General features: G+C 44.1%; 22 protein-coding genes and 1 pseudogene. 22 read left to right on the forward strand and 1 reads right to left on the reverse strand.

Going from position 1 to position 23,861, the window contains the following annotated elements; genetic code table 11:
* The first annotated feature begins 4 nt into the window (after positions 1-4).
* From Q8R38_02715 to Q8R38_02805, 19 genes and pseudogenes are all read left to right on the forward strand, one after another.
* Positions 5-1,588: a NapC/NirT family cytochrome c gene (locus tag Q8R38_02715; protein ID MDP3790938.1), complete on the forward strand. Its 1,584-nt coding sequence runs from the start codon at positions 5-7 to the stop codon at positions 1,586-1,588.
* A gap of 5 nt (positions 1,589-1,593) precedes the next feature.
* Positions 1,594-3,471: a cytochrome b/b6 domain-containing protein gene (locus tag Q8R38_02720; protein ID MDP3790939.1), complete on the forward strand. Its 1,878-nt coding sequence runs from the start codon at positions 1,594-1,596 to the stop codon at positions 3,469-3,471.
* 24 nt (positions 3,472-3,495) lie between these two features.
* Positions 3,496-3,666: a twin-arginine translocase TatA/TatE family subunit gene (locus tag Q8R38_02725; protein MDP3790940.1), complete on the forward strand. Its 171-nt coding sequence runs from the start codon at positions 3,496-3,498 to the stop codon at positions 3,664-3,666.
* Between the two features lie 16 nt (positions 3,667-3,682).
* Positions 3,683-4,393: a twin-arginine translocase subunit TatC gene (gene tatC, locus Q8R38_02730; protein ID MDP3790941.1), complete on the forward strand. Its 711-nt coding sequence runs from the start codon at positions 3,683-3,685 to the stop codon at positions 4,391-4,393.
* Positions 4,394-4,400: 7 nt separating this feature from the next.
* Entirely contained in the window at positions 4,401-4,793 is a 393-nt protein-coding gene (locus Q8R38_02735; protein MDP3790942.1) for a response regulator, read from the forward strand.
* Positions 4,790-6,148, forward strand: a complete 1,359-nt coding sequence (locus tag Q8R38_02740; protein MDP3790943.1) for a HAMP domain-containing sensor histidine kinase — start codon at positions 4,790-4,792, stop codon at positions 6,146-6,148. Before Q8R38_02735 ends, Q8R38_02740 begins: the two co-directional genes overlap by 4 nt.
* Positions 6,117-6,887, forward strand: coding sequence for a sulfide-dependent adenosine diphosphate thiazole synthase (locus Q8R38_02745; protein ID MDP3790944.1), 771 nt, complete (start codon positions 6,117-6,119; stop codon positions 6,885-6,887). Before Q8R38_02740 ends, Q8R38_02745 begins: the two co-directional genes overlap by 32 nt.
* 23 nt (positions 6,888-6,910) lie before the next feature.
* Positions 6,911-8,434, forward strand: coding sequence for a hypothetical protein (locus tag Q8R38_02750; GenBank protein ID MDP3790945.1), 1,524 nt, complete (start codon positions 6,911-6,913; stop codon positions 8,432-8,434).
* Between the two features lie 84 nt (positions 8,435-8,518).
* Positions 8,519-9,073 carry a hypothetical protein gene (locus Q8R38_02755; protein MDP3790946.1) on the forward strand — a complete coding sequence of 185 codons (555 nt, stop codon included), beginning with the start codon at positions 8,519-8,521 and terminating at the stop codon, positions 9,071-9,073.
* Positions 9,074-9,104: 31 nt separating this feature from the next.
* Positions 9,105-10,172 (forward strand): radical SAM family heme chaperone HemW, encoded by a 1,068-nt coding sequence (hemW, locus tag Q8R38_02760; GenBank protein ID MDP3790947.1) that lies wholly within the window; start codon positions 9,105-9,107, stop codon positions 10,170-10,172.
* Between the two features lie 13 nt (positions 10,173-10,185).
* Positions 10,186-11,907 carry a 4-alpha-glucanotransferase gene (locus tag Q8R38_02765; protein ID MDP3790948.1) on the forward strand — a complete coding sequence of 574 codons (1,722 nt, stop codon included), beginning with the start codon at positions 10,186-10,188 and terminating at the stop codon, positions 11,905-11,907.
* Positions 11,908-11,952: 45 nt separating this feature from the next.
* Complete coding sequence (locus Q8R38_02770; GenBank protein ID MDP3790949.1) at positions 11,953-14,436, forward strand: diguanylate cyclase; 2,484 nt, start codon at positions 11,953-11,955, stop codon at positions 14,434-14,436.
* 18 nt (positions 14,437-14,454) lie between these two features.
* The gene (gene greA / locus Q8R38_02775) at positions 14,455-14,934 is read left to right on the forward strand and encodes a transcription elongation factor GreA (protein MDP3790950.1); all 480 of its coding nucleotides are present in this window, start codon (positions 14,455-14,457) and stop codon (positions 14,932-14,934) included.
* Position 14,935: 1 nt separating this feature from the next.
* Positions 14,936-16,084 (forward strand): 23S rRNA (uracil(1939)-C(5))-methyltransferase RlmD, encoded by a 1,149-nt coding sequence (gene rlmD / locus Q8R38_02780; GenBank protein ID MDP3790951.1) that lies wholly within the window; start codon positions 14,936-14,938, stop codon positions 16,082-16,084.
* Between the two features lie 14 nt (positions 16,085-16,098).
* Positions 16,099-16,887: a retropepsin-like aspartic protease gene (locus tag Q8R38_02785; protein MDP3790952.1), complete on the forward strand. Its 789-nt coding sequence runs from the start codon at positions 16,099-16,101 to the stop codon at positions 16,885-16,887.
* Positions 16,888-16,904: 17 nt separating this feature from the next.
* Positions 16,905-17,291, forward strand: coding sequence for a thioesterase family protein (locus Q8R38_02790; protein ID MDP3790953.1), 387 nt, complete (start codon positions 16,905-16,907; stop codon positions 17,289-17,291).
* Positions 17,281-18,381: a M48 family metallopeptidase gene (locus tag Q8R38_02795; GenBank protein MDP3790954.1), complete on the forward strand. Its 1,101-nt coding sequence runs from the start codon at positions 17,281-17,283 to the stop codon at positions 18,379-18,381. Before Q8R38_02790 ends, Q8R38_02795 begins: the two co-directional genes overlap by 11 nt.
* A 95-nt stretch (positions 18,382-18,476) precedes the next feature.
* Positions 18,477-18,692: pseudogene (locus tag Q8R38_02800) on the forward strand (macro domain-containing protein).
* Positions 18,693-18,827: 135 nt separating this feature from the next.
* Positions 18,828-19,253, forward strand: a complete 426-nt coding sequence (locus Q8R38_02805; protein MDP3790955.1) for an NUDIX hydrolase — start codon at positions 18,828-18,830, stop codon at positions 19,251-19,253.
* 601 nt (positions 19,254-19,854) lie between these two features.
* Here Q8R38_02805 and Q8R38_02810 read toward each other — a convergent pair.
* Complete coding sequence (locus Q8R38_02810; protein ID MDP3790956.1) at positions 19,855-21,795, reverse strand: DEAD/DEAH box helicase; 1,941 nt, start codon at positions 21,793-21,795, stop codon at positions 19,855-19,857.
* 48 nt (positions 21,796-21,843) lie between these two features.
* Here Q8R38_02810 and Q8R38_02815 point away from each other — a divergent pair, with 48 nt between their 5' ends.
* From Q8R38_02815 to Q8R38_02825, 3 genes are all read left to right on the forward strand, one after another.
* On the forward strand, positions 21,844-22,065 hold the full coding sequence (locus Q8R38_02815) for a DUF167 domain-containing protein (GenBank protein ID MDP3790957.1): 222 nt from the start codon (positions 21,844-21,846) through the stop codon (positions 22,063-22,065).
* A 61-nt stretch (positions 22,066-22,126) separates the two neighbouring features.
* A complete protein-coding gene (locus Q8R38_02820; protein ID MDP3790958.1) occupies positions 22,127-23,068 on the forward strand; it encodes an OmpA family protein in 942 nt (313 codons plus the stop codon).
* 14 nt (positions 23,069-23,082) lie between these two features.
* Positions 23,083-23,571, forward strand: a complete 489-nt coding sequence (locus tag Q8R38_02825; protein ID MDP3790959.1) for a PTS sugar transporter subunit IIA — start codon at positions 23,083-23,085, stop codon at positions 23,569-23,571.
* Positions 23,572-23,861 lie beyond the last annotated feature (290 nt).

Consider the following 23,861-nt stretch of genomic DNA (forward strand, 5'->3'; position numbering starts at 1 on the left):
GGTAATGAAGAAAAAAATCCTCCTTATAATAGCGGGAATCGCGTTCTTTTTTATTGCCGGTTTTATTTTTTTCTTTAAATTCTCAACCAGCCCCCAATTCTGCAGATCCTGCCATATAATGAAACCGTATTATGACTCATGGAAGGCCTCCAAACATAATAAAGTGGCCTGCGTGGATTGTCATTATCCCCCAGCGGGCCATAGGACACTTTTATGGAAGAAATTTCAGGCTATGTCGCAGATAGTAAAATATATAACTCGGACATATTCATCCAGGCCGTTCGCGGAAATTGACGACAGTGCCTGTTTGAGAGAGGGCTGCCATTCGAAGCGACTGGTGGAAGGTAAGTTGACATTTGGTAATGGGATAAAATTTGACCACAGGCCGCATCTTACACAGCCGCGGCGGGACAGGCAGCTGCGTTGCGTATCCTGCCATTCGCAGATCATGGTCGGAAAACACCTCGAGGTTACGCTCGATACTTGTTATCTGTGCCATTTTAAAGGTATGAAGGGCTCGCGAACGCTTGAGCCTATAGGCGGCTGCATCTCCTGCCATGAATTACCGGAAAAACAATTTATGTTGGGGAACATCAAATACAGGCATAAAGATTTTGTTAGTGAGCATGGCGTCGAATGTCAAAACTGTCATTTGGATGTGATTCAGGGGGATGGCTCCGCTCCGAAAGAGAGGTGCTATGCCTGTCATAACCAACCGGACAGGCTGGAAAGATATAGCGATACATCGTTCATCCATGAAAATCATATAACCAAACATAGTATAGCGTGTTTTCATTGTCATACAGAGATGAAGCACTCCGTGAAGACAGTAGCGAGAACTCAGAAGCTTGATTGTGCAATGTGTCACGTTGACATGCATTCCGGGCAGAAGGATATGTATGAAGGGCATGGCGGCGAAGAAGTGGGCGAGATGCCGTCCCCAATGTATTTGGCCCGCGTAGATTGTTTGGGATGCCACATAATAGAGACGCATAGAGGCGAAGAGTCAGACGAGCGCTTCACCGGTAAGACATTTAAGGCCTCCGAAGCGGGATGCATTAAATGCCATGGCCAGAAATATGCGGGTCTCGTGGCCGACTGGAAAAAAGAATTAAGATTCGCGCTGGAAGTTATCGATGCCCGGCTTAAGACGACACAGGATATGTTGTCGCAGATTTCGCCAAATGCGCCAAATTTCTCATCGTTGAATAACCTGTATGACGGCGCGCGTCATAATTATGACTTCGTACGTCTTTCGACCGGGATACACAATATATATTACTCCGCAAAATTGCTGGAAAAAGTAAACGACGACCTGAATAAGTTAACTAATGAAGCAAAGAAGCCTCTTCCCGAGTCGTCCAAAGCCAGCCTGCTGGATGGCAGTTTCTGTGCTACGCTTTGCCACGCTAAATTAGACGTTAAAATTCCCGAAGAGGTTAAATATAAGGGTAAAGATATGCCCCATAGTATGCATATTGAACAAGTGGGGGCGTGTGTGAATTGCCACACCATAGGCCGCCATAAAGAGATGCCGCTTAAGGAAGATCTTTCTATCTGTAACACCTGCCATGAAAAAGGTATATAGCAAGTATGTGCATAGATAAATTTAAATTTAGTTGCCCTGCTATATTTTTTTTAATAATGTTTTCATCGCTTTGCGCTGCTTCCGCGATTGAAAATTCCGATTGTTTGGAATGTCATGAAGATAGTGTACGCTCCGCTTATAATTTATCCGTCCACCGTAAAAATTTATGCACAAGTTGCCATGCAGATATTACCACGCTGCCGCATTCTGAAAAAGTAAGCAAACCTGTATGCAATCAATGCCATAGACTCGAAACCGAAATCTATAATTCGAGCGACCATGGCGTAGCTTTAAAGGCCGGCGTAGACGAGGCCGCTTCCTGCCGTAATTGCCACGGTGAACCGCATTCTATCTTAGACTCCCGTAATAAAGACTCGTCGGTCTATCGGGCAAATATTCCCAAAACCTGTGCCTTGTGCCACGAAGACCAAAAAAGAATGGCAAAATACGAATTAACGGAGAAGATGCCGTATAGATCTTATTCCGAAACAGTCCACGGTAAGGCATTAATAGAAAAAGGTTTGATCTCAGCCGCTGTCTGTACCGATTGCCATGGCTCGCATGACCTATATTCCATGGCCAACCCCAAATCAAAAATATACCGGACAAACGTTCCTTCTACCTGTGGGAAATGCCATGAGAACGTATCGAAGACCTATGAGCGCAGTGTTCATGGAAAATCCGTTTTGGCAGGCCGCAGAGAAGCGCCTGTCTGTACCGATTGCCACGGCGAACATAGCATAAAGTCCCACAGCGAACCCTCATCGTCGGTATACCCGACCGCCATATCCGAAAAAACCTGCCCGCGCTGTCACGCGTCGGAAACCGTCATCAGCAAATACCGGCTTCCGGGCAATATGGTAAAGACATATATGGAGAGTTATCATGGCCTTGCAAGCAAAAGCGGGTCCACGGTAGTCGCAAACTGCGCAAGCTGCCATGGTGTGCACGACATACTGCCGTCAAGCGACCCCAATTCCTCCGTAAACAAAGCTAACCTGCCCCAGACCTGTGGGAAATGCCATCCGGGAGCGGGGGCAAGATTAGCGAAGGGTTCCGTGCATATCAATCCTTCGGCAACGAGGGATAGGGCGGTATTCTATGTCACTATTTTTTATATCTTCCTGATAATTATGACAATAGGCGGGATGAGTATCTATGTTGGCCTGGATTATTTAAGCAGATTAAGAGAGCATTACAAGAGAGTCCGCTCCGAAGCTAAAATCATGAGATGGACATTTAATGAACGCCTTCAGCATGGCCTGCTTCTTATAACTTTCACTGTCCTTGCATATACCGGTTTTGCCCTGAGGTTCTCTGACGCGTGGTGGGCGTTCCCATTCACGGTCGTTAAAGGCGGTTTTGACTGGAGGGGGATATTACACAGATGTATGGCGGTAATATTTTGCCTGCTCTGTGTTTATCACGCAGGATTTTTAATTTTCACGAAGCGGGGCAAGATTGAATTCAAGGCGTTTCTGCCGAGAATGAAGGATTTTGTGGATTTATATAAAATGCTTATGTATAATCTTGGTATCTCCAAAGAAAAGCCAAAATTCGAAAGATTTAATTTTATAGAAAAATCCGAATATTGGGCGCTTATTTGGGGAGCGTTAATAATGATCGTAACAGGGCTGCTGCTTACTTTTAACAACTTAGCAATGCGGTATTTGCCGAAATGGCTATTGGATGTTGCGGCGACCATACATTTCTATGAAGCCCTTCTCGCTACACTGGCTATCCTTATCTGGCATTTATATTTTTCGATATTTTCGCCCGAGCATTATCCGATGAATTGGTCCTGGCTTACCGGGAGGACCACCGAAGATGAACGCCGGGAGAACGATCCTTCAAAGGATAAAGAAAACAAGGCTGATTCATAAAATTTAAGAATGGAGGTGGTAAGTATGTTTGGTAATATAGGAATGCCGGAACTATTTGTTATACTTTTAATTTGTCTTTTAGTCTTTGGCGCGGGAAAATTGCCGGAGATTGGCAAGTCATTTGGTAAGGCTATCAACGAATTTAAAAAAGGGATGAAAGAAATAGATTCAGACACGAAGAACGTGGGAAAATAAAAGGTATATCTATTTCATGGATAAAGATTTAACCTTTGTAGGGCATCTCGAAGAATTGCGCCGCAGGATAATAGTGTCTTTGATATTTATTACCATAGTCAGTGTCCTCGCGTTTCCTTGCGCTTCAAAGATATTGGCTATCCTGAAAATTCCGAGCGCGGGCTTTATAGGAAAACTTGTTTTTTTTGATCCTCAAGAGGCCTTTTTAATCCATATTAAAATCGCTTTTTTTGCCGGATTAGCGGTATCTATGCCTGTAATATTGTATCAATTATGGGCGTTTATCTCTCCTGCCATAGAAACTAATACAAAAAAAATCGGTTCATTATTTTTATTTTTTTCCGTAGGAGCATTCGCTTCAGGCGTGTCTTTCGGATTTTTTATATTACTTCCGGCAGCCCTTAAGTTTCTGCTTAGCTTCTCCGGGAACAATCTGGAGCCGTTAATTTCTGCTTCAAATTATATATCTTTTGTGTTAGGCTTGACTTTAGGGTGCGGGCTTGTTTTTGAAATGCCTGTTTTAAGTTTCATATTATCAAAAATCGGTATCATTAATTACCGATTTTTACGCAAGATGTGGAAATACGCGGTAATAGTTATCTTCATCATGGCCGCTATTGTAACTCCCAGCCCGGACGTTTTTAATATGACTATAATAGCTATGCCGATGCTTTTTTTGTATGAACTAAGTATATGGATTTCTAAATTCAGCGGTAGAAAAAATTAAGGAGGAGATGATGGCAAAAATTCTGATAATTGACGATGACCCGGATATAGTTGAGGCGATGAAAGTGGTCCTGGAGTCCAGGAATTATCAAGTCAAAGCGGCAAAAACAGGTGAAGAAGGATTACGTGAGATGAGGCGGGATAAGCCCGAGCTGGTCATCTTGGATGTAATGATGGAAACGGCCGATAAGGGTTTTGATGTCGCGAGGGAAATAAAATTGGACCCGGATTATAAGCATATACCGATCCTCATGCTGACCGCCATAAAAGAAAGGACCGGCCTGGATTTTGGGAAAGAAGCAGGGGACGAATATTGGCTTCCTGTGGATGATTATTGCGATAAGCCGCTCCACCCCGAGGAGCTGCTTTCAAAGGTTGAAACTCTTTTAAAGAAAAGATGATGAAGTTCAAGCGTCTCGAAGGACTCGTTGAAAGGCTTTATTGGCTTATAAGATTACGCTGGATAGCTGTAATAGCGGTATGTTTCACGGTCCTTCTTACCAGGTACATTTTTAGTTTTTCCCTCCCCGCGTTACATTTATATATTGTCGCCGCAACACTCGGTATGTATAACCTCGCTTTTCTACTTTTATTGAGACTCATCAAGGGAAAAGAGTCCCTATCGGTTATTAATAAAATAGCCAATGCCCAGATATCACTCGATTTGCTAAGTCTTGCCGTCCTTATTCATTTTTCCGGGGGCATAGAGAACCCATTTCTATTTTATTTTGTATTTCACATGATTATTGCCAGTATTCTTTTAAACAGGCGAAATTCATTCCTGCAGGCAACCTTTGCCATATTGCTCTTTTCTACAGTGGTAGTTTTGGAGTATTTCGGGATTTTGCATCATTATTGTCTTAAAAATTTCATTGTCCATGATCAACAGCGTAATCTTATTTATATAAGCGGTATATCTTTTGTTTTTATCAGCACCTTATATATAGCGGTTTACATGGCAACATCGATCTCTATGCGGTTAAGGCAGCGGGAAAAGGTTTTGGAGGAAGCGAACCTGCAATTGGAGGAGAAAGACCGCATAAAGAGCGAATATGTATTACGCGTTACCCATGGTATCAAAGAACATCTCTCGGCCATCCAGGGATGTCTGGAACCGGTGTCGGGGGGAATAACAGGTGAACTTAACCCAAAGCAGTTCGACCTGGTGCGCAGGGCCGCCCACCGGACGTCAAAACTCATGTTCTTCGTCAGGGCGCTTTTGCAAATTACGCGAATAAAACTAAGTAAAAATATACTTATGGAAGATTTCCCGCTGGAAGACATTATTTCAGAGGCTATTACCGCCGCTTCTTCAAAAGCAAAAGATAAAAATATAGCTATTAATCTTACAGTAGAAGCCGGTATTGATAAAATAAAAGCGGCGAGGGAATATATTCAGGAGACACTGACCAATCTTATTGTAAACTCGGTTAAATATACTCCGCGCAACGGAAAGATTGATATAATGGTTTGGAATAAGGGCAGCTCGATTCTCATTGAGATTATCGATACGGGTATCGGTATACCCAAAAATGAGCTCCCGAGGGTATTTGAGGAATTCTACAGGGCTTCCAACGCCAAGGAGACGGAGAAAGACGGGACCGGGCTGGGGCTGTCGATAGCAAAGCAGGTTATCGAGATGCATGACGGCAAAATTTGGGCAGAGTCCGAAGAAGGCAAAGGCAGTAAATTCAGCATTGAGTTACCGAAACGAAAGGATTTTTATGGCAAGCGCGAAGATAACGGGCGAGTTTAAAGGATGGTCTAAAAAGTATGCTTCATCAGATGTTATAATAGTCGGCGGCGGGCCGGCCGGCCTCATGGCGGCACTTGATCTGGCAAGGTTAGATTTGAAGATTTTAGTAGTAGAGAGCAGTAGCGCCGTAGGGGGGAGATTATGGGCAAGCGATTTTTTGATAAGCACATCCGGTTTTATGCCTCAGGTCAGAGAGATACTCGATGAGCTTAAAGTTCCTTATAAAAAAGGAAAAAGCGGATTATCTGTTACCGCCGGATCGAATCTTTCCTCAAAGCTTATTTCTGCGGTTTGCGATGCGGGTGTCAGGATTTTAAATATGGCCGAGTTTAAAGATTTGATTTTTACCGATGAAAAAGTAGAGGGGATAACCATAAATTGGGTACCACAGCTGTCTTTAAAGGATAAGATGATCGCCGGAATTCCTACTACTCTAAAGAGTCAGGCAATAATTGACGCCACCGGTCTTGACGCGCGCGTTTGCCGGCTACTGATGGAAAAAGGCGCTATAAAATTAGATAAACATGAGCAAATCGACGTCCGCGCTTCAGAAAATATGTTACTGGAAAAGACCGGCAATATCTATCCGGGTTTGGCAGTCGCGGGGATGGCCGTTGCCGGTATATACGGAATCCCGCAGGGAGGTTTAACATTGTGCAGCATGTTACTTTCGGGAAGAAGGGTAGCGGATGAGGTAATAAAGTTCCTTTCTGAAATTTTTTACTTACATGTAAAATAGGTGTTTCGCTGTAATATATATCTATGCATAGCGATGTTAAAAATAAAAAATCCTCATGGAATTTTTTGTCCGCAATTATTCTTGCCTTCTATGCGGTTCTTCAACTGTCGCGATGGGGCATTTTTCCGCAGCATTTTGACATCTGGTATCACCTCCTGACCGCGTGGGGATTTATCAAGGCGGGCGGCTATACCACATGGGATTTTTGGCAGTATGCGCCCTTCGGCAGGCCCCATATATACCCTCCCTTGTTTCACATTATGTTAGCTTTGCCGATGAAGATGGGTATCGATAAGATATTGCTCGCAAAACTCTTTAATTTGGCAGTGCCGGTAATATTTTTATCAACATTGTGGAATTTTATAAGAAAGTATTTTAATGCCCGCCTCGCGTTTCTGGTTTTAATAGTTTCAAGCTCTTCGCTTTCGTTTTATCTGTCGCTTGCGGATCATATACCGTCCACCATTGCGATGATATTCGGCCTTCTTATGTTTGGTGAGTTTTTCAACAAAAGATTTTTACGCGCGGGCCTTTTATTGGCACTGGCATTTTATACACATATAGGGACCGCGTGGTTTTTATTAATCAGTTTTTTTGTATACATATTGTTGAATACTGAAGAGAAGAGACCAGGGGCCATGCCGGTTATGTTGGGAGTCCTGCTTTCCTTGCCGATAATCGTTCAGCAGGCCCTTAATATAAACTTAATATCATTGCGCAATTTTAATGAGCAGTATTTCTGTGAATTTAAGACTATAGAATATATCCTTGCGGCCTTTGGCCTCGTTCTTTTATTTAAAAAGGAAAAACGGCTCAGGCTCTTTGCCGCATTTTTTATAGCGTCATTTGTATACGCGAAATATTCTTCGCGATTCTTTTCATCCGAAGGCTATTTACCGATAGCCATTCTCGCGGCGTTCTCAATAGACGCCCTATTTGGATATTTTGGCAATAAAATACGGGCAAAAGCATTTGCCGCGATAGTAGTCTTATCTATTCTCATATTATCCCCTACGGTGGCAATAAGCCTGGAGAACGCGAGGCCGTCTTTTTTTAAGATATACCTTTTTGATTCAACCTTTATGGATATGATCTTCGGATTTCAAAAGCCCCCGCCAGCGTCTGGAGCCGCGTATTTCAATACCTATAATATGGCGGCCCAAACCATAAAAGACAATTCGGCGCCCGAAGATATAGTTTATTGCACCGAAGAGACTATAGGACTGTGCCTGGCTGTATTATCAGGGCGCGCGACAGCGGACTATCTGTTGCCCGAAGTATATTCAGAGCAACATTCCGACGCTATGGCCAATTCAAAAATGGTAATTATGCTGAAGTATCACAGTCCCGAATGGGTGAAGGATAAGGTCGACAGGTATGGTCTTAAGTTAATAGGAAAGACCAATATCCTCGATCTTTACAAGAACCCTTCGGCCGAAGGTAAGATGCGCGTTAAATTTGCGCTGGTGTCATTTAACCATATTTTTGCGGCTGCTATTTTGTGGTTGATCGCATTTATTTTTGTTAAAGGCGGCGGTAAAAGATAGAGAAAAGTAATTGACTTAAATCGCTCTGCGGTGTTATACTTACGTTAAAAGATATAAAAAGCCGGCAGGCGGAGAGGAAATACAATGAAAAAAGACGTCATATTTATCGCACTTATAGCCATTCTTTTTGTTCTGGTCGCAGGCAGTATCCTCGCCAGTTTCACCTTCTACAAGGAATATAAAGACAAGATAGACTATCTGGAACAGCAGAGTATTACCGGCAAGACGAAGATGGATGGTGTCGAGGCAAAAGTAGACGGTTTTAAGATGACGATAGATGAAATAACGGGCCAGGTGAAGACATACAGCGAAACCTTAAAGGCCGTCCAGAATACGATAAACCTAAGCGATGAAGAGAGGAAAGCGCTTCTGACTAAACTGGAAGAGATGAAAAAGGATCTCCAGGGATGGCAGAAGGATTACTCATCCACAGTCATCGATATAAAACAGAGCATGCTTACCCTTAAGGATGAACTGGACAAGGCCAGGGATAAGCCTTCTAAAGATATTGAACTTGGCAAGATTACCGTAAAGCAGGAAGAGAAGAAGCCTGTGCCAGCGGAAGATCCGGATAAGAAGAAGGCAGCAGGTTCGTCCAACTTTAAGTCCGGCAGCGTAAGAAAAGTAGGCGCTTACTAAGCGTATACACATCTTAAGTAAATCCCTATATATACATATACCTTTCTGCAGGAAGAAGTGTGCCTACTGCAATTTTCATAGCGTATCATACGATGATAATCTCGCGTCTGCCTATATAGGCTCTCTCTCGAAACAGATAAGCTCCCTTACCGGAAGATTTCGGACCATATATATAGGCGGCGGAACGCCCACGGTCTTAAGCCCTGAATTGCTGCTGAAGCTTCTCAAAGCCTTAAGAAAATTTACGCAAGGTTCTTCGGAGGCTACCATAGAGGCAAATCCGGAGAGTATCGACCAGCGGAAGCTTTCCTTGCTGGTCGATAATGGCATAAACCGTATTAGTATAGGCATCCAGTCCTTTAATGATCCTAAATTAAAGATAATGGAAAGAGCGCACAATGCCGCCACCGCAAAAAAGTCGGTAGAGCTGGCGCATAAAAAGGGTCTTAAGAATATAAATATAGATTTGATATTTGGCGTGCGCCCCCAGACCCTTAAAGGCTGGAAGCGCGATCTATCCCAGGCCGTAAATCTGCCGGTTAAACATATTTCATGTTATGGCCTGGACTGCAGGAAGCTGGAAGCCAGTGACGAAGTCTGTGCCGGGATGTATGGATATACAATAGATTTTTTGCGCAAAGAAGGTTTTGAGCAATATGAGATATCGAATTTTGCCAGGAAGGGCTTCCGTTGCCGGCATAATCTGACCTATTGGGACAATGAACAATATATAGGGTTGGGTCCATCGGCCGTTTCATATGTGGACGGCAGAAGATACGAGCTTATATCCGGCGTTGATGAGTATATAAAAGGCGTAAAATCCGCGCAAACAATAGTGGCTTCAAGCGAAAATCTGAAAAGACCCGAACGGGCTAAGGAAGCGGCGGCTGTAAAGATAAGGACGATGCAGGGGATATCTTTCGGGTGGTTCAAAAGAAAGACGAATATGGATTTTTTGGATCTGGAAAAAGACGCCTTGCCCGGACTTATTGAAGATGGCCTTATAGAATATGTGAAAGGCGCCGCCGGCTATGTGGCCGTGCGGTTGACCCGCAAAGGAATATTATTTTGCGATATTGTCTCAAGCGCTTTTCTGTAATATAATATCACTTATGCCTGGAATCAAAGGTAAAGAAAGAACTTTAAAGAGGATGGCGGGGGTATTAAGCCCGTTATTCTCAATATACTCCGATAAAAGTCTTGGCATCGGCGGTTTTGAAGATATGAAACTTCTGTCCGACTGGTGCGATAAGACGGGCATCTCCATAATACAACTCCTTCCCATGAATGAAGTCGGCTCAACTTTCTGTCCTTACGACTCTATAAGTTCTTTTGCTCTTGAGCCCATGTATATATCCTTGGAGGGGCAAGGAAAAGAAGAAAAGAAAAAATTATTACGGGATATTTTTGTTTCAGAAAAAAGTTCGATATCGGATAGTGGTTTTAAAAAGTTTGTAAAGGAGAACGCGTACTGGCTGGATGATTTCGGCCTATACAAGGCGCTTAAAGGCTATCATAAAGGCGTGCCATGGTATGAATGGAAAGATCTCTACAAAAACCGCGATAGTTTTGCGCTTAAGGGATTTGCTAAGGATCATAAAGAAGAGACTGATTTCCATAAATGGGTCCAATGGACGGCATTCGGACAATTTAAAGCCGCGAAAGAGTACGCTAATTCAAAAAATATTTTGATTAAAGGGGATCTACCCATCCTTGTCTCACGTGACAGCGCGGATGTATGGGCCCACCAGGAGTTTTTCAAATTAGAGTATGCGGCGGGAGCCCCGCCGGATATGTATTGCGCTTTGGGTCAGCGTTGGGGGATGCCCACATATAACTGGGAGCGCATAGAGTCGGATGGCTTTACGTATATAAAGGAAAAACTAAAGTTTGCGCAAAATTTTTATGATCTGTTAAGAATAGATCACGTAGTCGGATTATTCCGCATATGGAGCATTCCTTACGATGAGCCTATGGAGAATAGGGGGCTAAATGGCTTCTTCGACCCTAAAGACGAAAGCATCTGGAGAAGTCAGGGCAGGAAATTATTGTCGGTCCTACAGGAAAACACAAATATGATCTTATGCGCGGAGGACCTGGGCGTCATACCGAAGGTCTGCACCGACACTCTTAAAGAGATGAAGATTCCGGGCAATGATGTGCAGAGGTGGGTAAAAGACTGGCAGGTTACGCATGATTTTCTGCCGAGCGAAAAATACAGGGAGCTTTCAGTCGCGATGTTATCGACGCACGATACGACGAACTGGGCCGCGTGGTGGGAGAATGAGGCCGGGACGGTTGACGAGGAGCTTTTTGCGAGAAGATGCGCAGAGCGCGGAATAGATTATGGTTTTGTTAAAAGTAGATTATTTGACGCGTCACGGTCAAAGCATGGCAGGCTCCGCTGGCGCCAAGAGGTAAGCTCCGCGCAGCTGTATGTTGAGACACTGGGAAAAGCCCAGGAAGAGCTTAGAGATTTTATCGAGTTTTATGAAAATACATATCTGGAAAAGGAGAAGCTCTGGAAACAGCTTAAGATAAAAGGCCCGATGCGTGAAAAGTCGGATCCCGAAATAGTCGAGGCCGCGCTTAAGATAACGGCACAGTCAGAATCCATATATTGTATAGAGCTTATATTCGACCTGTTGAACCTTTCGGATATCTGTAAGGGGGATCCTTACAAGTACAGGATAAATCGTCCCGGGACGGTCAGCCCGGGAAACTGGTCCCTTAAAATTCCGATTTCATTAGAGGAATTATTGAAACACAAGGTTAATGGCAAGATCAAAAAAATAATCAGCGCTTCCGGCAGAGCCCAAAAAATTGGGCAATAGCAGGGATTTGTATAAAATATAATTATGTGGTAATATTGGGGTTGTATGGAAATCAAAGAAATAAAGGTGCTTCTGATAGAGGATAATAGGGTGGACGCCGCCATTATCCAGGACATGCTCAATCAGTCCAGGAAAGAAAAGTTCTATGTCGAGATTGCTCCTACCCTCGCCAAGGGACTCGAAAGCCTTGCCAAAAATAATATCGATATAGCGCTCGCCGATCTTACGCTTCCGGATTCCATAGGACTTGACACTTTCGGCAGGATACACGCCCATGCGCCCAAAATACCGGTTATCATTATAACCAGCTCTGCGAACGAGACACAGGCTCTGACCGCGTTCCAAAAAGGGGCGCAGGATTATCTGGTTAAAGGGCAGTTTGACAACAATCTTCTTGAGCGCTCCATTCGTTATGCTATAGAGCGCAATAAGAATAGGTTAGAGCTGCGCAGCATGCAGGATAAGCTCCAGAAAATCAACAGCTGTTTTTTAAGTTTCGGCGAAGACCCCATGGAGAATATATGCCGCCTGACAGCTATTTTCGGAGAAATGCTGGGCGCGACGTGCGCGCTATATAATTGTATGGATGCCAAACAGATGCTCTGCTCGGTTGGGCAGTGGCACACCCCGGAAGATTTTAATCCTAAAGATGAGCCCCGGGGGCATATCTGCTATGATGTAATTACAAAAGGCGCCGGCAGGGTGTTTTTGATACGTAATTTACAGGATACCGAATATGCCAGGACCGATGTAAATGTTAAAAATTACAAGTTACAGACCTATCTCGGATATCCCATAAGATGGAATAATAGTATTGTGGGGTCTCTATGCGCGGTATATCAGGATGATTATGTGCCAAGTGAAGAAGATATGAAGCTTGCGGATATAATTGCCGGAGCCATTGAAGTTGAAGAAAGACGTAAGCACTCTGAAGAAGCGTTGAAGGAAGGCGAAGAACGTTTTAGGATAATATTTGAATCCACAACCGATTCTATAGTAGTGTGGGATAAAGATTATAATTACCTTTACGCGAATCAGGCGTCGATAGATTATGTGGGGACCACCAGGGACAAGGTGATAGGCAAGGATATACGCGGCGGCCTGGGCCACATACCCGATTTTATGCAGATGTGGATGAAGAGGATAGATAAAGTATTCCAGACGCAGAAGCCTATGAGGATAGAAGACGCTTGTTTGATGGGAGATAAATTTGTTTATAGCGAATCATTGCTCTCGCCCTTGAGAGACAAAAACGGCGATGTTTTTGCCGTGGCGCTTGTGTATCGGGATATAACCGACCGCAAGCAATCAGAGTTGGAATTGGAAAAGATAAATAAAGAACTTGTCAGGTCCAATAAGAGGCTGAATCAGCTTGCGCTAAAAGACATGCAGACGGGCCTTTATAATCATAAATACCTGGCGGAGATAATGGATTCGGAATTTGACCGCGTTAAGCGTTATGGCGGGTCGCTTTCCATTACGATGCTCGACATAGATTTCTTTAAGTCTATAAATGATATGTATGGCCACCAGTTTGGGGACATGATAATAAAACAGCTTGCCCAGCAGCTTCGTAAAATGACCCGGCAGTATGATGTGGTAATAAGATACGGCGGCGAGGAATTTCTTATTATATCTACCGGTACAAGCAGGGCGCAGGCGCTGGTATTAGGGCAGAGGATACTGGATAATATAGGCCTGCATCATTTTGGCGACAAGAAGAATAGCGTTAAGTTAAAGATAAGCCTTGCGGTTGCTTCATACCCCGAAGATAAGGCTCATTCCGCGATGGATCTTATTAAGACGACGGAGCAGATCTTGTCGAGGGCTAAAGATGAGGGCGGTAACAGGGTTTATTCATCTTTAGATAAGAAGAAAACAGGTAAAGAAATCAGGGGCAGCAGGACGGAAGAGATAAGCATGTTAAGGCAGAGACTCGAAAAATTAAATAAGCAGGCCAATCAGAATCTTATCGAGTCGATATTCGCTTTTGCCAAGACAATAGAGATGAAAGATCATTATACGGGAGAGCATGCCGAGAAGACGGTCCGATATGCTACCGGTATCGCTTCGGGCTTAGGATTACCCAAATACGAAACGGAGATGATAAAACAGGCTGCCATACTGCATGACCTGGGCAAGATAGGTATAAGCGACAAGATATTGCTGAAAAAATCGAAACTTACCACGAAAGAGATGGGGGAGATAAGAAGGCATCCGGGTATAGCCGCCGATATCTTAAGGCCCATACATGTATTGAATTCAATAATACCTTTTATCCTCCATCATCATGAAAGATGGGACGGGAGAGGTTATCCGGACGGCCTTAAGGGAGAAGATATACCACTGGGGGCGCGCATTGTCGCTATAGCCGATGTTTATCAGGCGCTCATTTCAAATCGTCCGTATCGCAGGGCTTTTCATAAAAAAGAAGCGATAAAGATAATAGAAGAATCTTCCGGAAAACAATTTGATCCGAAGATTGTAGATATTTTTCTGAGCATACTGAAAAAAGAAAAGCATCACTAACGAGAGGGAATGGATATTATGAGTAAGTCCGGCGCTTATCTGACACATGGGGGGTATGAAAAACTTAGAAAAGAACTCGAGCATTTACGAAATATCAAACGCAGGGAGATATCCAAGGCAATAGGGGAGGCAAGGGCGCATGGCGATTTAAGCGAAAACGCCGAATACACATACGCTAAAGAAGCCCAGGGTTTGAATGAGAAAAAGATAGCTGAATTAGAAGACAAATTGTCGCGGGCGAAAATAATAGACGAAGACGCGATGGCAAAGGACGAAATATTGATCGGCGCCAAGGTCAGGTTGAAGGATCTTGATTCCGGCGAAGAGATAGAGTATGTGCTTATGTCCGAAGAGGAAGCCGATTATTCAAGCGGCAAGATCTCCGTAACATCCCCCGTTGGCGAAGCCCTGATAGGCCACAAAGAGAATGATTCTGTGAAGATAAAGGTTCCCGCCGGAACATTAAGATATAAAGTACTTAAGATAACCAGAGAATAGATTGAAAGAACTATGTAAGCATTTCGGAATTTGCGGCGGCTGTGATTTTCAGGATGTAAAGTATGAAGAACAGCTCAAAGCAAAAGAAGCCCGCCTTAAAAACATCTTTTCTGCCTTCACAATAACTAACTTCGAGAGCATAGCCCCGTCCCCGGAAATATTTTACTACAGAAACAAGATGGAATACGCGGTAAACAATGACAGGGAAAATATAGTAATCGGCCTAAGGCAGAAGAAAAGATTTTATAGGATCGTGGACCTTGAGGAGTGCAGGATATTTTTAGACGGGGTTAAGGATATATTCGCCGTATTTAAGGATTGGATGAAGGCTAACGGCATAGAGCCGTATCAATTGAAAAGGCATACAGGCAATATAAGATACGCCGCGATGCGCCATTCGAAATACTACAATGAGCTGATGATTATAATTGTTATGGCTTCGGAGGAAGATAGCCCCAGCGCTCTTGTGGATAGACTAAAGAGCATCAAGGCCGTAAGATCCATATATTTGTGTGTAAATAGCGGGTTATCGGATGTTTCCATAGCAGGGAAGACCAGGCTTATGCACGGCGAAAGCCATATAAGGGAGAGGATAAACAACATAGATTATCTAATTGGTCCCGGCTCATTCTTTCAGACGAATCCTTATTGTTGCGGCGAGCTCTACAGTATTATAAAAGATCAGGTAAAGCATAACGGCCGGCAGGCGCTTGATATGTGCTGCGGCGCCGGCGGAATAACATTACAGGTCGCCGATAATTTCGACAAGGTGGTAGGCGTGGATATATCGGCGCAAAATATAGAAGACGCCATAACGAACGCAAAGATAAATAAGATAGAGAATTTGGAGTTTATTTGTGATGACGCCCAAAATTTTCTTTTAAATTCGGTGGCGTTGAAATCGGCCCAAGCCTTCTCCACGATAATACTGGATCCGCCAAGAGCCGGTTTAAGCAAAAAGGCAAGAGAGGCCGTGTGTTCAAGCGGCGTAGAAAATGTAGTTTACGTGTCCTGTAATCCCGTTAATTTAGCGGAAGACTTAAAAACTCTTACCGCGGCGTACAATATAGAGAAGATGATACCTGTAGATATGTTTCCGCATACAAGGCATGTTGAGGTTGTTGCCATATTAAAGCGTAGTAGGGTATAATAACTCTTAAAGTTATGAAAAAAGGCAACGCGAATATACTCTTTATCTTTTTCCTGGTGGTTATGTTCGCCGCGGATGCCCAGGCGGACACGCTATATCTAAAGAATGGCGGTGTCGTAGAAGGTATCATAGAGAAAGAAGATGAAAAGAGCATAGAGCTTAATATGGGGTTTGGCGCCGCAACTTTCCAAAGGCAGCAGGTAAAGAGCGTAAAACGGTCCAGCCAGGATGACAATACTAAGACAATGATTAAATGGGAAGAGAAGAAGAGGGAAATAGACGCGCGGGCTAAAGAATTTGAGGATGCCAGGGAGAAGAGGCTCGATGACGCATATGAGAATTTAATGGAGGATGCCCGGCAGAAGAAACTTAAGGAAGAGGGCGAGGTCAAGCATATACAGATTGCGCGCGATGACCGGACAAAAGGCATCTTGGTGCAGGCCCTGCTTAATGAAAAGATAAAAGTAAGCCTGGTGCTCGACACAGGCGCTTCGCTCATCATACTTTCCAGGAGAATAGGCGAGGAGCTTGGCGTAGATATGGCGGATGAAAAGACCGGCATTATAGAATTTAAGCTTGCGGATGGCAGAAGCGCTTCGGCCAAGGCAGTTGTGTTGGATAGCGTGCGCATACAGGATGTAGAGGTAAAGAGCGTAATGGCCGCTGTGATGCTCGGCGAGACCAACGACCCGTCTTTAAGAGACGGGCTTTTGGGGATGTCCTTCTTAAGCCGGTTTAATCTTAAGATGGACCTGAAGAGCATGAAGATTACGCTTGAGAAGATAAATAATACGGATAAATAAGGGAGAAGAAAGCGCATATGAAGATTAAAATCTATTATCACGATACCGACTGCGGCGGAGTGGTCTACTACGCCAATTATTTAAAGTATCTTGAAGAGGCGCGCAGCGAATATTTTGAAACAAGGGGACTTATTATCAAAGACCTTCTCAAGGATGGCATAGGATTTGTGGTCGCCCGCCAGGAGATAGATTATAAATCGCCCGCGTTTTATGCAGACACGCTCGAGATCAATACGCGCGTTACGGAATCGTCCCTTACAAGGGTGAATTTTGAATACGATATAGTCAATCAGGATCAAAAGTTGATAGCGAGCGCCAAGACCGTCCTTGTGTTTGTGGATAGGAGCTTGAAACCAAAAAGAATACCCGAAAGTATACTAAAAAAACTTACCGATGGAAAATAGGGCGGACAAATACGCGAGAATAAAGTACCAGTTAGCGATAATAGACATCGCCTATACCTTATTTCTTCTTATGATATTGCAGATGTCGGGAATAAACGCGGTCCTCAAGACCGCGGTTTTTGATTTTACGTCTTCAGAAATTATCCGTGTAGCGCTATATTCAGCCGCGCTTTTTGCCGCCTATAGCGTATTAAGTTTTCATGTAGACTTCTATCGATCATTTGTAATAGAGCGCCGTTTTAACCTATCCAACCAGAAGATACTCGCCTGGCTCGCGGACTATCTTAAAAGCAACGTATTGGGATTCTTCGTTTTTATTTTGCTTATGGAGTGTTTCTTCTTTTTTATAAGAAGTTCGGCCGGCTCATGGTGGTGGATGAGCGCTATCTTTTGGATATTTTTGACTATTGTGATCGCGAGAATATTTCCCGTAATAGTGATTCCGCTCTTTTTCAAATATAAAAGGATAGATAATGAGTCCCTGCGTCAGTCTATACTCGCGTTGGCCCAAAAAATGCAGGTTAAGATATTGGATGTATTCGAGATAGATTACAGCAAAAAAAGCCTGAAGGCAAACGCGGCATTCGTCGGAATAGGCAAGTCGAAAAGAGTGCTATTAACGGATACTTTGCTTGGCGGAAAGTTCCAGCCCAAAGAGATAGAAGTAATCCTCGCGCACGAATTTGCCCATTACAGGCTTAAGCATATATTAAAGATGGTCGCGATGAGCGCGTTAATGATATTCGTTACATTTTATATATTCTTTTTACTCGATAAGTCGGTGCTTGACGCGCGCGATATAGCTAATCTGGGAAGCTGGATACTATTATTCATGCTTTTTCAGATTATCGTTACGCCTTTTATTAATTGGATACACAGGACTATGGAAAGAAACGCCGATATTCAGGCGATAAATATAATAGGCGATAAGGACGCTTTTATCTCCATGATGGAAAAACTGGCCGATCAGAATCTTGCCCAGCGCAAGCCGCCATTATGGGCGAAGATATTATTTTATGATCATCCGCCTATAGAGGAGAGGATAGATCTTGCCAGGAAGATGGACCCGCCTGCGGACAGGGAGGCCTGATGTTTATAGATAATTGTGAATTAAAGATCATTCAGGATGATATTACGGATCTTGCGGTAGACGCCATAGTAAACGCCGCTAACAATGAACTTGTAATGGGCGGCGGCGTGGCAATCTCCACATCCGCGGGAAAATTGAAGGCGCGCTATGTTATCCATGCCGCTACAATGGGGTTAGACAATAAGACAGATGAGATAAAGATACGCAATTCGTGCGCCAATGCCCTAAAAGCCGCTGATAAATTAAAGATAAAGTCGGTTGCTTTCCCGGCTTTAGGTTGCGGCGTCGGCGGTTTTCCATTAAAGGCGTGCGCTAAGATAATGGCGCAGCAGGTATGGAAGCACTTGAGGGAAGAGAAATCAGGGCTTAGCCAGATAATATTCTGCATGCGCGACAAAGAAGCGTACGAAATATTTGAAAAGAATGTTAATGGTTACCTGCAATATATGTTTACAAAACAGCAGGCAGGGCCGTTCGTGGCAGTCGACGCCATTATAGATATGGGCGCCGGCATAGTGATAATAGAGCGCAGTAATCCGCCGTTTGGATGGGCGCTTCCCGGAGGATTTGTCGACAATTACGAGAGCCTTGAGGACGCTGTCCGGCGTGAGATGAAGGAAGAGACGGATCTCGAACTATTAGATCTAAAACAGTTCCACGCGTATTCAAAACCGGGCCGTGATCCGAGATTCCACACTATAGGCGTTGTATTCACAGCCAAGGGTAAGGGTACGCCGAAAGCAGGCGACGACGCGGCAGGGCTTGAAATCATCAAATTAGACGAGATCGACAAAATAAACTTCGCCTTCGACCATAAGCAGATCATTAAAGACTACATAGAGTACAAAAAATCTTCTCAACTCCCGATATAAAATTTTCTCCACCCACAGTAGCCCCCGAGGGATGGGGTACTTCGCGGAATCCAAACCTAAGCCTACAGTTACGGTCAGCACAAGCCACCTAAATGGATATGTAAGATAGCCATGTATAGGTGGCAGGAAAAATGTTACCCTTCACTTCGTTTCGGGTCGGTCTTTTGTTCTGTCGAAAAACGGGGGCCTGCGGAACTCGGCCCCTAAGCGGGGCCTCGGACATCCTCGGCCCTTTTTAACCGTTTTTCTCCATCACAAAAGACCTAACATTTTTATTGTGCTTCCCATAACCGTAGGCCTAGGTTTTCTCACCCACACCGTATAAAACTTCCCTGTCTCATTATGGATGTCAATTGCGGGTGACGCTTTGAGGACTTTTGGATATTAGGCGAGCATGGCATATAGGGAATAGACCGCCGCTATAGGATTCCATATTGACCATCACGTATATGCTTTATATAGCCGGACTACCAGGTAATCCTGGCGGGCTATTCACAGAGTCTATGCGAGCTTATAGAAACAAAAGTCCTCGAAGCGGCAGGACCCGCTATCAATACATAGCAAGACAGGGAAGTTTTATATCATAAGGGTGAGAGAGATATTAACCTTCGCGGAGTTGTTTTTCGGCGTCGACTACGTCGCGGTTGATGAGGCGGATGGCGTTTTTGATCCTGTCTTTGAGGATGTATGATGAGGCGGGGGAGTCGATCATTTCGCGCATTATCTGTATCGCCATCCTGAAGTAGCGCACGACCTCTCCTTCATCCGTATCGGTGAACTGCAGAACTCTCGAGAACTTTTCGCCGCGCATCCACATCTCTATAGCCTTGGCCAGATGAAAATGCGTGGCTTTGCTGAATGGATATACCTTATATTTGATCTCTCTGTATCGTATTCCCTCAAATATATCGTGGCAATTTTTGAATAACGGCCGCGCCTCTTTTGTAAGGTTTGCTAGTTTCTGATTTTTGCGCGGCTCGAAGACCGATGCTACTGCGAGTATCCCCAGGCCAAATTCGTCGAGGTGCTCGAATATCTTCTCCTCATAGAATTCAGCCAAAAGTAACTCATAGCCGTACATTACTTTGGCGAATTGCCCTTTAGGCGTTAAGATGCCATTTTCGATATGCCCAAGCTCCTTCAAAAGGTTTAATTTAGACTCCATCAGGCGCAGCGCTTCTCTTTGTATATGTTTTTTGCTCTGATAGTAGTGCAGTGATTTCGGATATATATTATATAGCTCTTCTTTATATTTCTCATACAGGTTGAGTATAGTGGCGTAAGAAGTGTTTAACTGGCTTCTGACCTCCTCGGGCCTTCCGTATATTATCCGGCGTAGTTCGTTTATGTCTATTCTATGCAAGTTTACACGGCAGTATACGAATCCCTCATTGTCTATGCCCCGGCGCCCGGCCCTGCCTGCCATCTGGTAAAAGTCGCGCGTCTTTAAATTTCTCATGTAGGTGCCGTAAAATTTTCTCAAGTCGTCGAATATTACCGAGCGGCTCGGCATATTTATCCCAAGCGCGAATGTCTCGGTGGTAAATATTACTTTTAGAAGTCGACTTGTGAATAATCTTTCGACCACTTCTTTTAGGGTGGGCAGCATCCCCGCATGATGATATGCTATACCTTTTGATATTAGTTGCGACATAGACGCCGCAGTCTTTTCATGTGTAAGGTCGTATTTTTCACAAAGAGAACTATACAGGTCCATTATCTTAACCTGCTCTTCTTTGGTGAGAAAGTTATAGGTGAATAGTTCATACGCCAATTCCTCGGCGCGTCTTCTGCCGAATACAAAATATATGCACGGCAGTCCGCTCTTATTTTTTATGGCATGGATGAGAGTCGCGATAATATTGGGCTTCTTCATCCGCATTTTTCTTAGCATCTCTATCTTTTCAACTATCTGGTTCTGACATTGATATAAGAAATGCAGCGGCACAGGCCTCTTATCTTCTATTACAACCTTTATCTCTTTCTTGTGTATCGATTCTATCCATGAAGCGAATTGATCTATATTGGGTATGGTCGCGGATAGTCCTAATATCTTGATGTGTTGCGGCAGGAATATAAGAGACTCTTCCCAGACCGTGCCGCGTTCGGGATTATCTATATAGTGTATCTCGTCGAATATTATCCACTTGTATTGCGCGAGGCTCTCGGGCTGGTCGAGTATCTTATTCCTGAATATCTCCGTCGTCATTATTAAGACAGGCGCGTTGGCGTTTATAGATACGTCTCCGGTGAGTATTCCTATATAGTCCTTAAACTCTATCTGAAAATCGCGAAACTTCTGATTTGACAGGGCTTTTATCGGGGCGGTATATATTACGCCTATATTTTTTTCGAGGCATTTTCTTATTACATGTTCTGCTATGGCGGTCTTGCCTGCGCCGGTCGGCGCGGAGACTATTACGGAATGGCCGTTGTTTATATGCTCGATGGCCTCTTGCTGGAAGCGGTCATATATCATATAATCAAGATTATAGTCTAAAACAATTGATTTAGCCAATAGAAATAGTAAAATATAGTCCACAAGCCCCGCGCATTCTTAAAGGTGCGGGATGATAGGAGAATGTGCGGGGTGAAGATATCTGTCAGGGTTAAACCAAACGCTAAGAAAGATAAAGTAGAGAAGATCTCCGAAGATGAGTATGTAGTTTTTGTAAAGGCCAAACCCCGGGATGGAAAGGCCAACTACGCTGTACGTGAAGCGCTGGCAGATCATTTCGACATTGCAAGATCGCGCGTTGTCCTTATAACTGGAGAAAAATCCAAAAAGAAGATATTTAGCATTATAAGTTGAAGTTTTGATCGTTTTAAGTTACAATGTATAGGATATCAAAATAAAAACAGGAGATATTATAATGAAGAAGATCATTCCCGTCCTTTTAGCAATCCTATTTCTATTAACTTCCACAGGTTCCGGATACGCCGCGGACATTGAAGGCAAACACAAAGCCGAGATGGAAGACCTGCAGAAAAAATTCCACTGGTGGCCCACGGATGCGAAGCCGAACCCCGTAAAAGATGAGCGTGGCGGATACTGGTGGTGGCCCAAAGAAAAGGGCACTACAAGTGGACTTTGGGGCAACAGGGGATATATTTACGTCTACAAGATAATATTCGATTATAAGGAAGGCCTGCCTGAGCCGAAGAAAGACGAAATGCGCGCGTCGCTCTTAGTAAAGAAGATCCATAAGAATGTGAAGATACATTTTGATTATGACAAAGCGGATATAGGTAAAGACGCCTCCGGCATTCTGGAGGACGCGGTTTATATACTGAATAAGAATCCAGAGACCGACATATTGATAACGGGCAACTGTGACGCGAGGGGCTCGGAAAAATATAACCAGAAGTTAGGGCTGCGCCGCGGGGAAGTGGTGAAGAATTTCATGGTAGATAAAGGTATTCCCGAGAGCCGTATACGCATAGTCAGCCGTGGCAAGCTTGACGCGATAGCGCATGTCAGGGACTTAGTCGGCATGGCAAAGGATCGCAACGCGCAGTTTATGGTTGCCGAAGTGGAAGAGATAAATATTCCTTACGCGGGTGAAGCGCCCGAAGGCGCGAAATCGGTAGAAGAAGGCAAGTATGTGGAAGAGACAGAAGAGGTCGTTGAGAGCCAGGTGAAGGTTTCAACGAGGGAATACGTTATCCAAAAGGATGATTCTTTGTGGAAGATAGCCCAAAAAGAGATGGGTTCCGGGCATCGCTGGAAATATCTTTATGAATTGAATAAAGATGTTATAAAGAATCCGAAGAAATTAAAAGCAGGCACAAAAATAGTCATACCTATAGAATAAAGCGCAGGATGTTTATGATAGCAGTAGATTCAGCCAGTATAAAATTGTCCAGCCTATTGAAGGAAAGTTCGATAGAGCTGGAGCTGGAAGGTAAGAATAAATCCCAGGTAATAGCCGAGCTCGTAAATATGGCGTGTAAGGCCGGCAGGATAAAAAATAAAAAAGCGCTTGCCGATGCGCTTACAGAGCGCGAAAAGTTAGGCTCTACAGCGATAGGCAATGGCGTGGCCGTTCCGCATGCCAAGATAGACGGAGTCAAGCAGGCCGTTCTTACGTTCGGAAGGTCATCCGAAGGAATTGACTTTAATTCGCTTGACGGCGAAAAGACGTACCTCTTCTTCATGCTGATATCCCCGAAAGAGGATATAGGCGCTCACTTAAAGATACTCGCCAAGATATCACATCTTATAAAAGACCGCTTCATGGTAGGGCTCTTCAGGAAGGCCAAATCGAAGAAAGAAGCCCTCTTGATCATCTCCTCACTCGAAAAATCAGCTAAGTAAATTTTCTCCACCTATCTTATCCAAACCTAAGCCTACGGTTATGGTCAGCACAAGCCACCTAAATAAGTATGTAAGACAGCCATGTATAGGTGGCAGGAAAAATGTTCCCCTTCACTTCGTTCCGGGTCGGTCTTTTGTTCTGTCGAAATACGGGGGCCTGCGGAACTCGGCCCCTAAACGGGGCCTCATCCCGCCAAAAAGCGGCGGGATCGCCTAAGTTTAAAACGAAGGCGAACATCCTCGGCCCTTTTTAACCGTTTTTCGTCATCACAAAAGACCTAACATTTTTA

This window comes from Candidatus Omnitrophota bacterium, from assembly GCA_030695905.1.
In the GTDB taxonomy this organism is placed as follows: domain Bacteria; phylum Omnitrophota; class Gorgyraeia; order 2-01-FULL-45-10; family 2-01-FULL-45-10; genus CAZHPY01.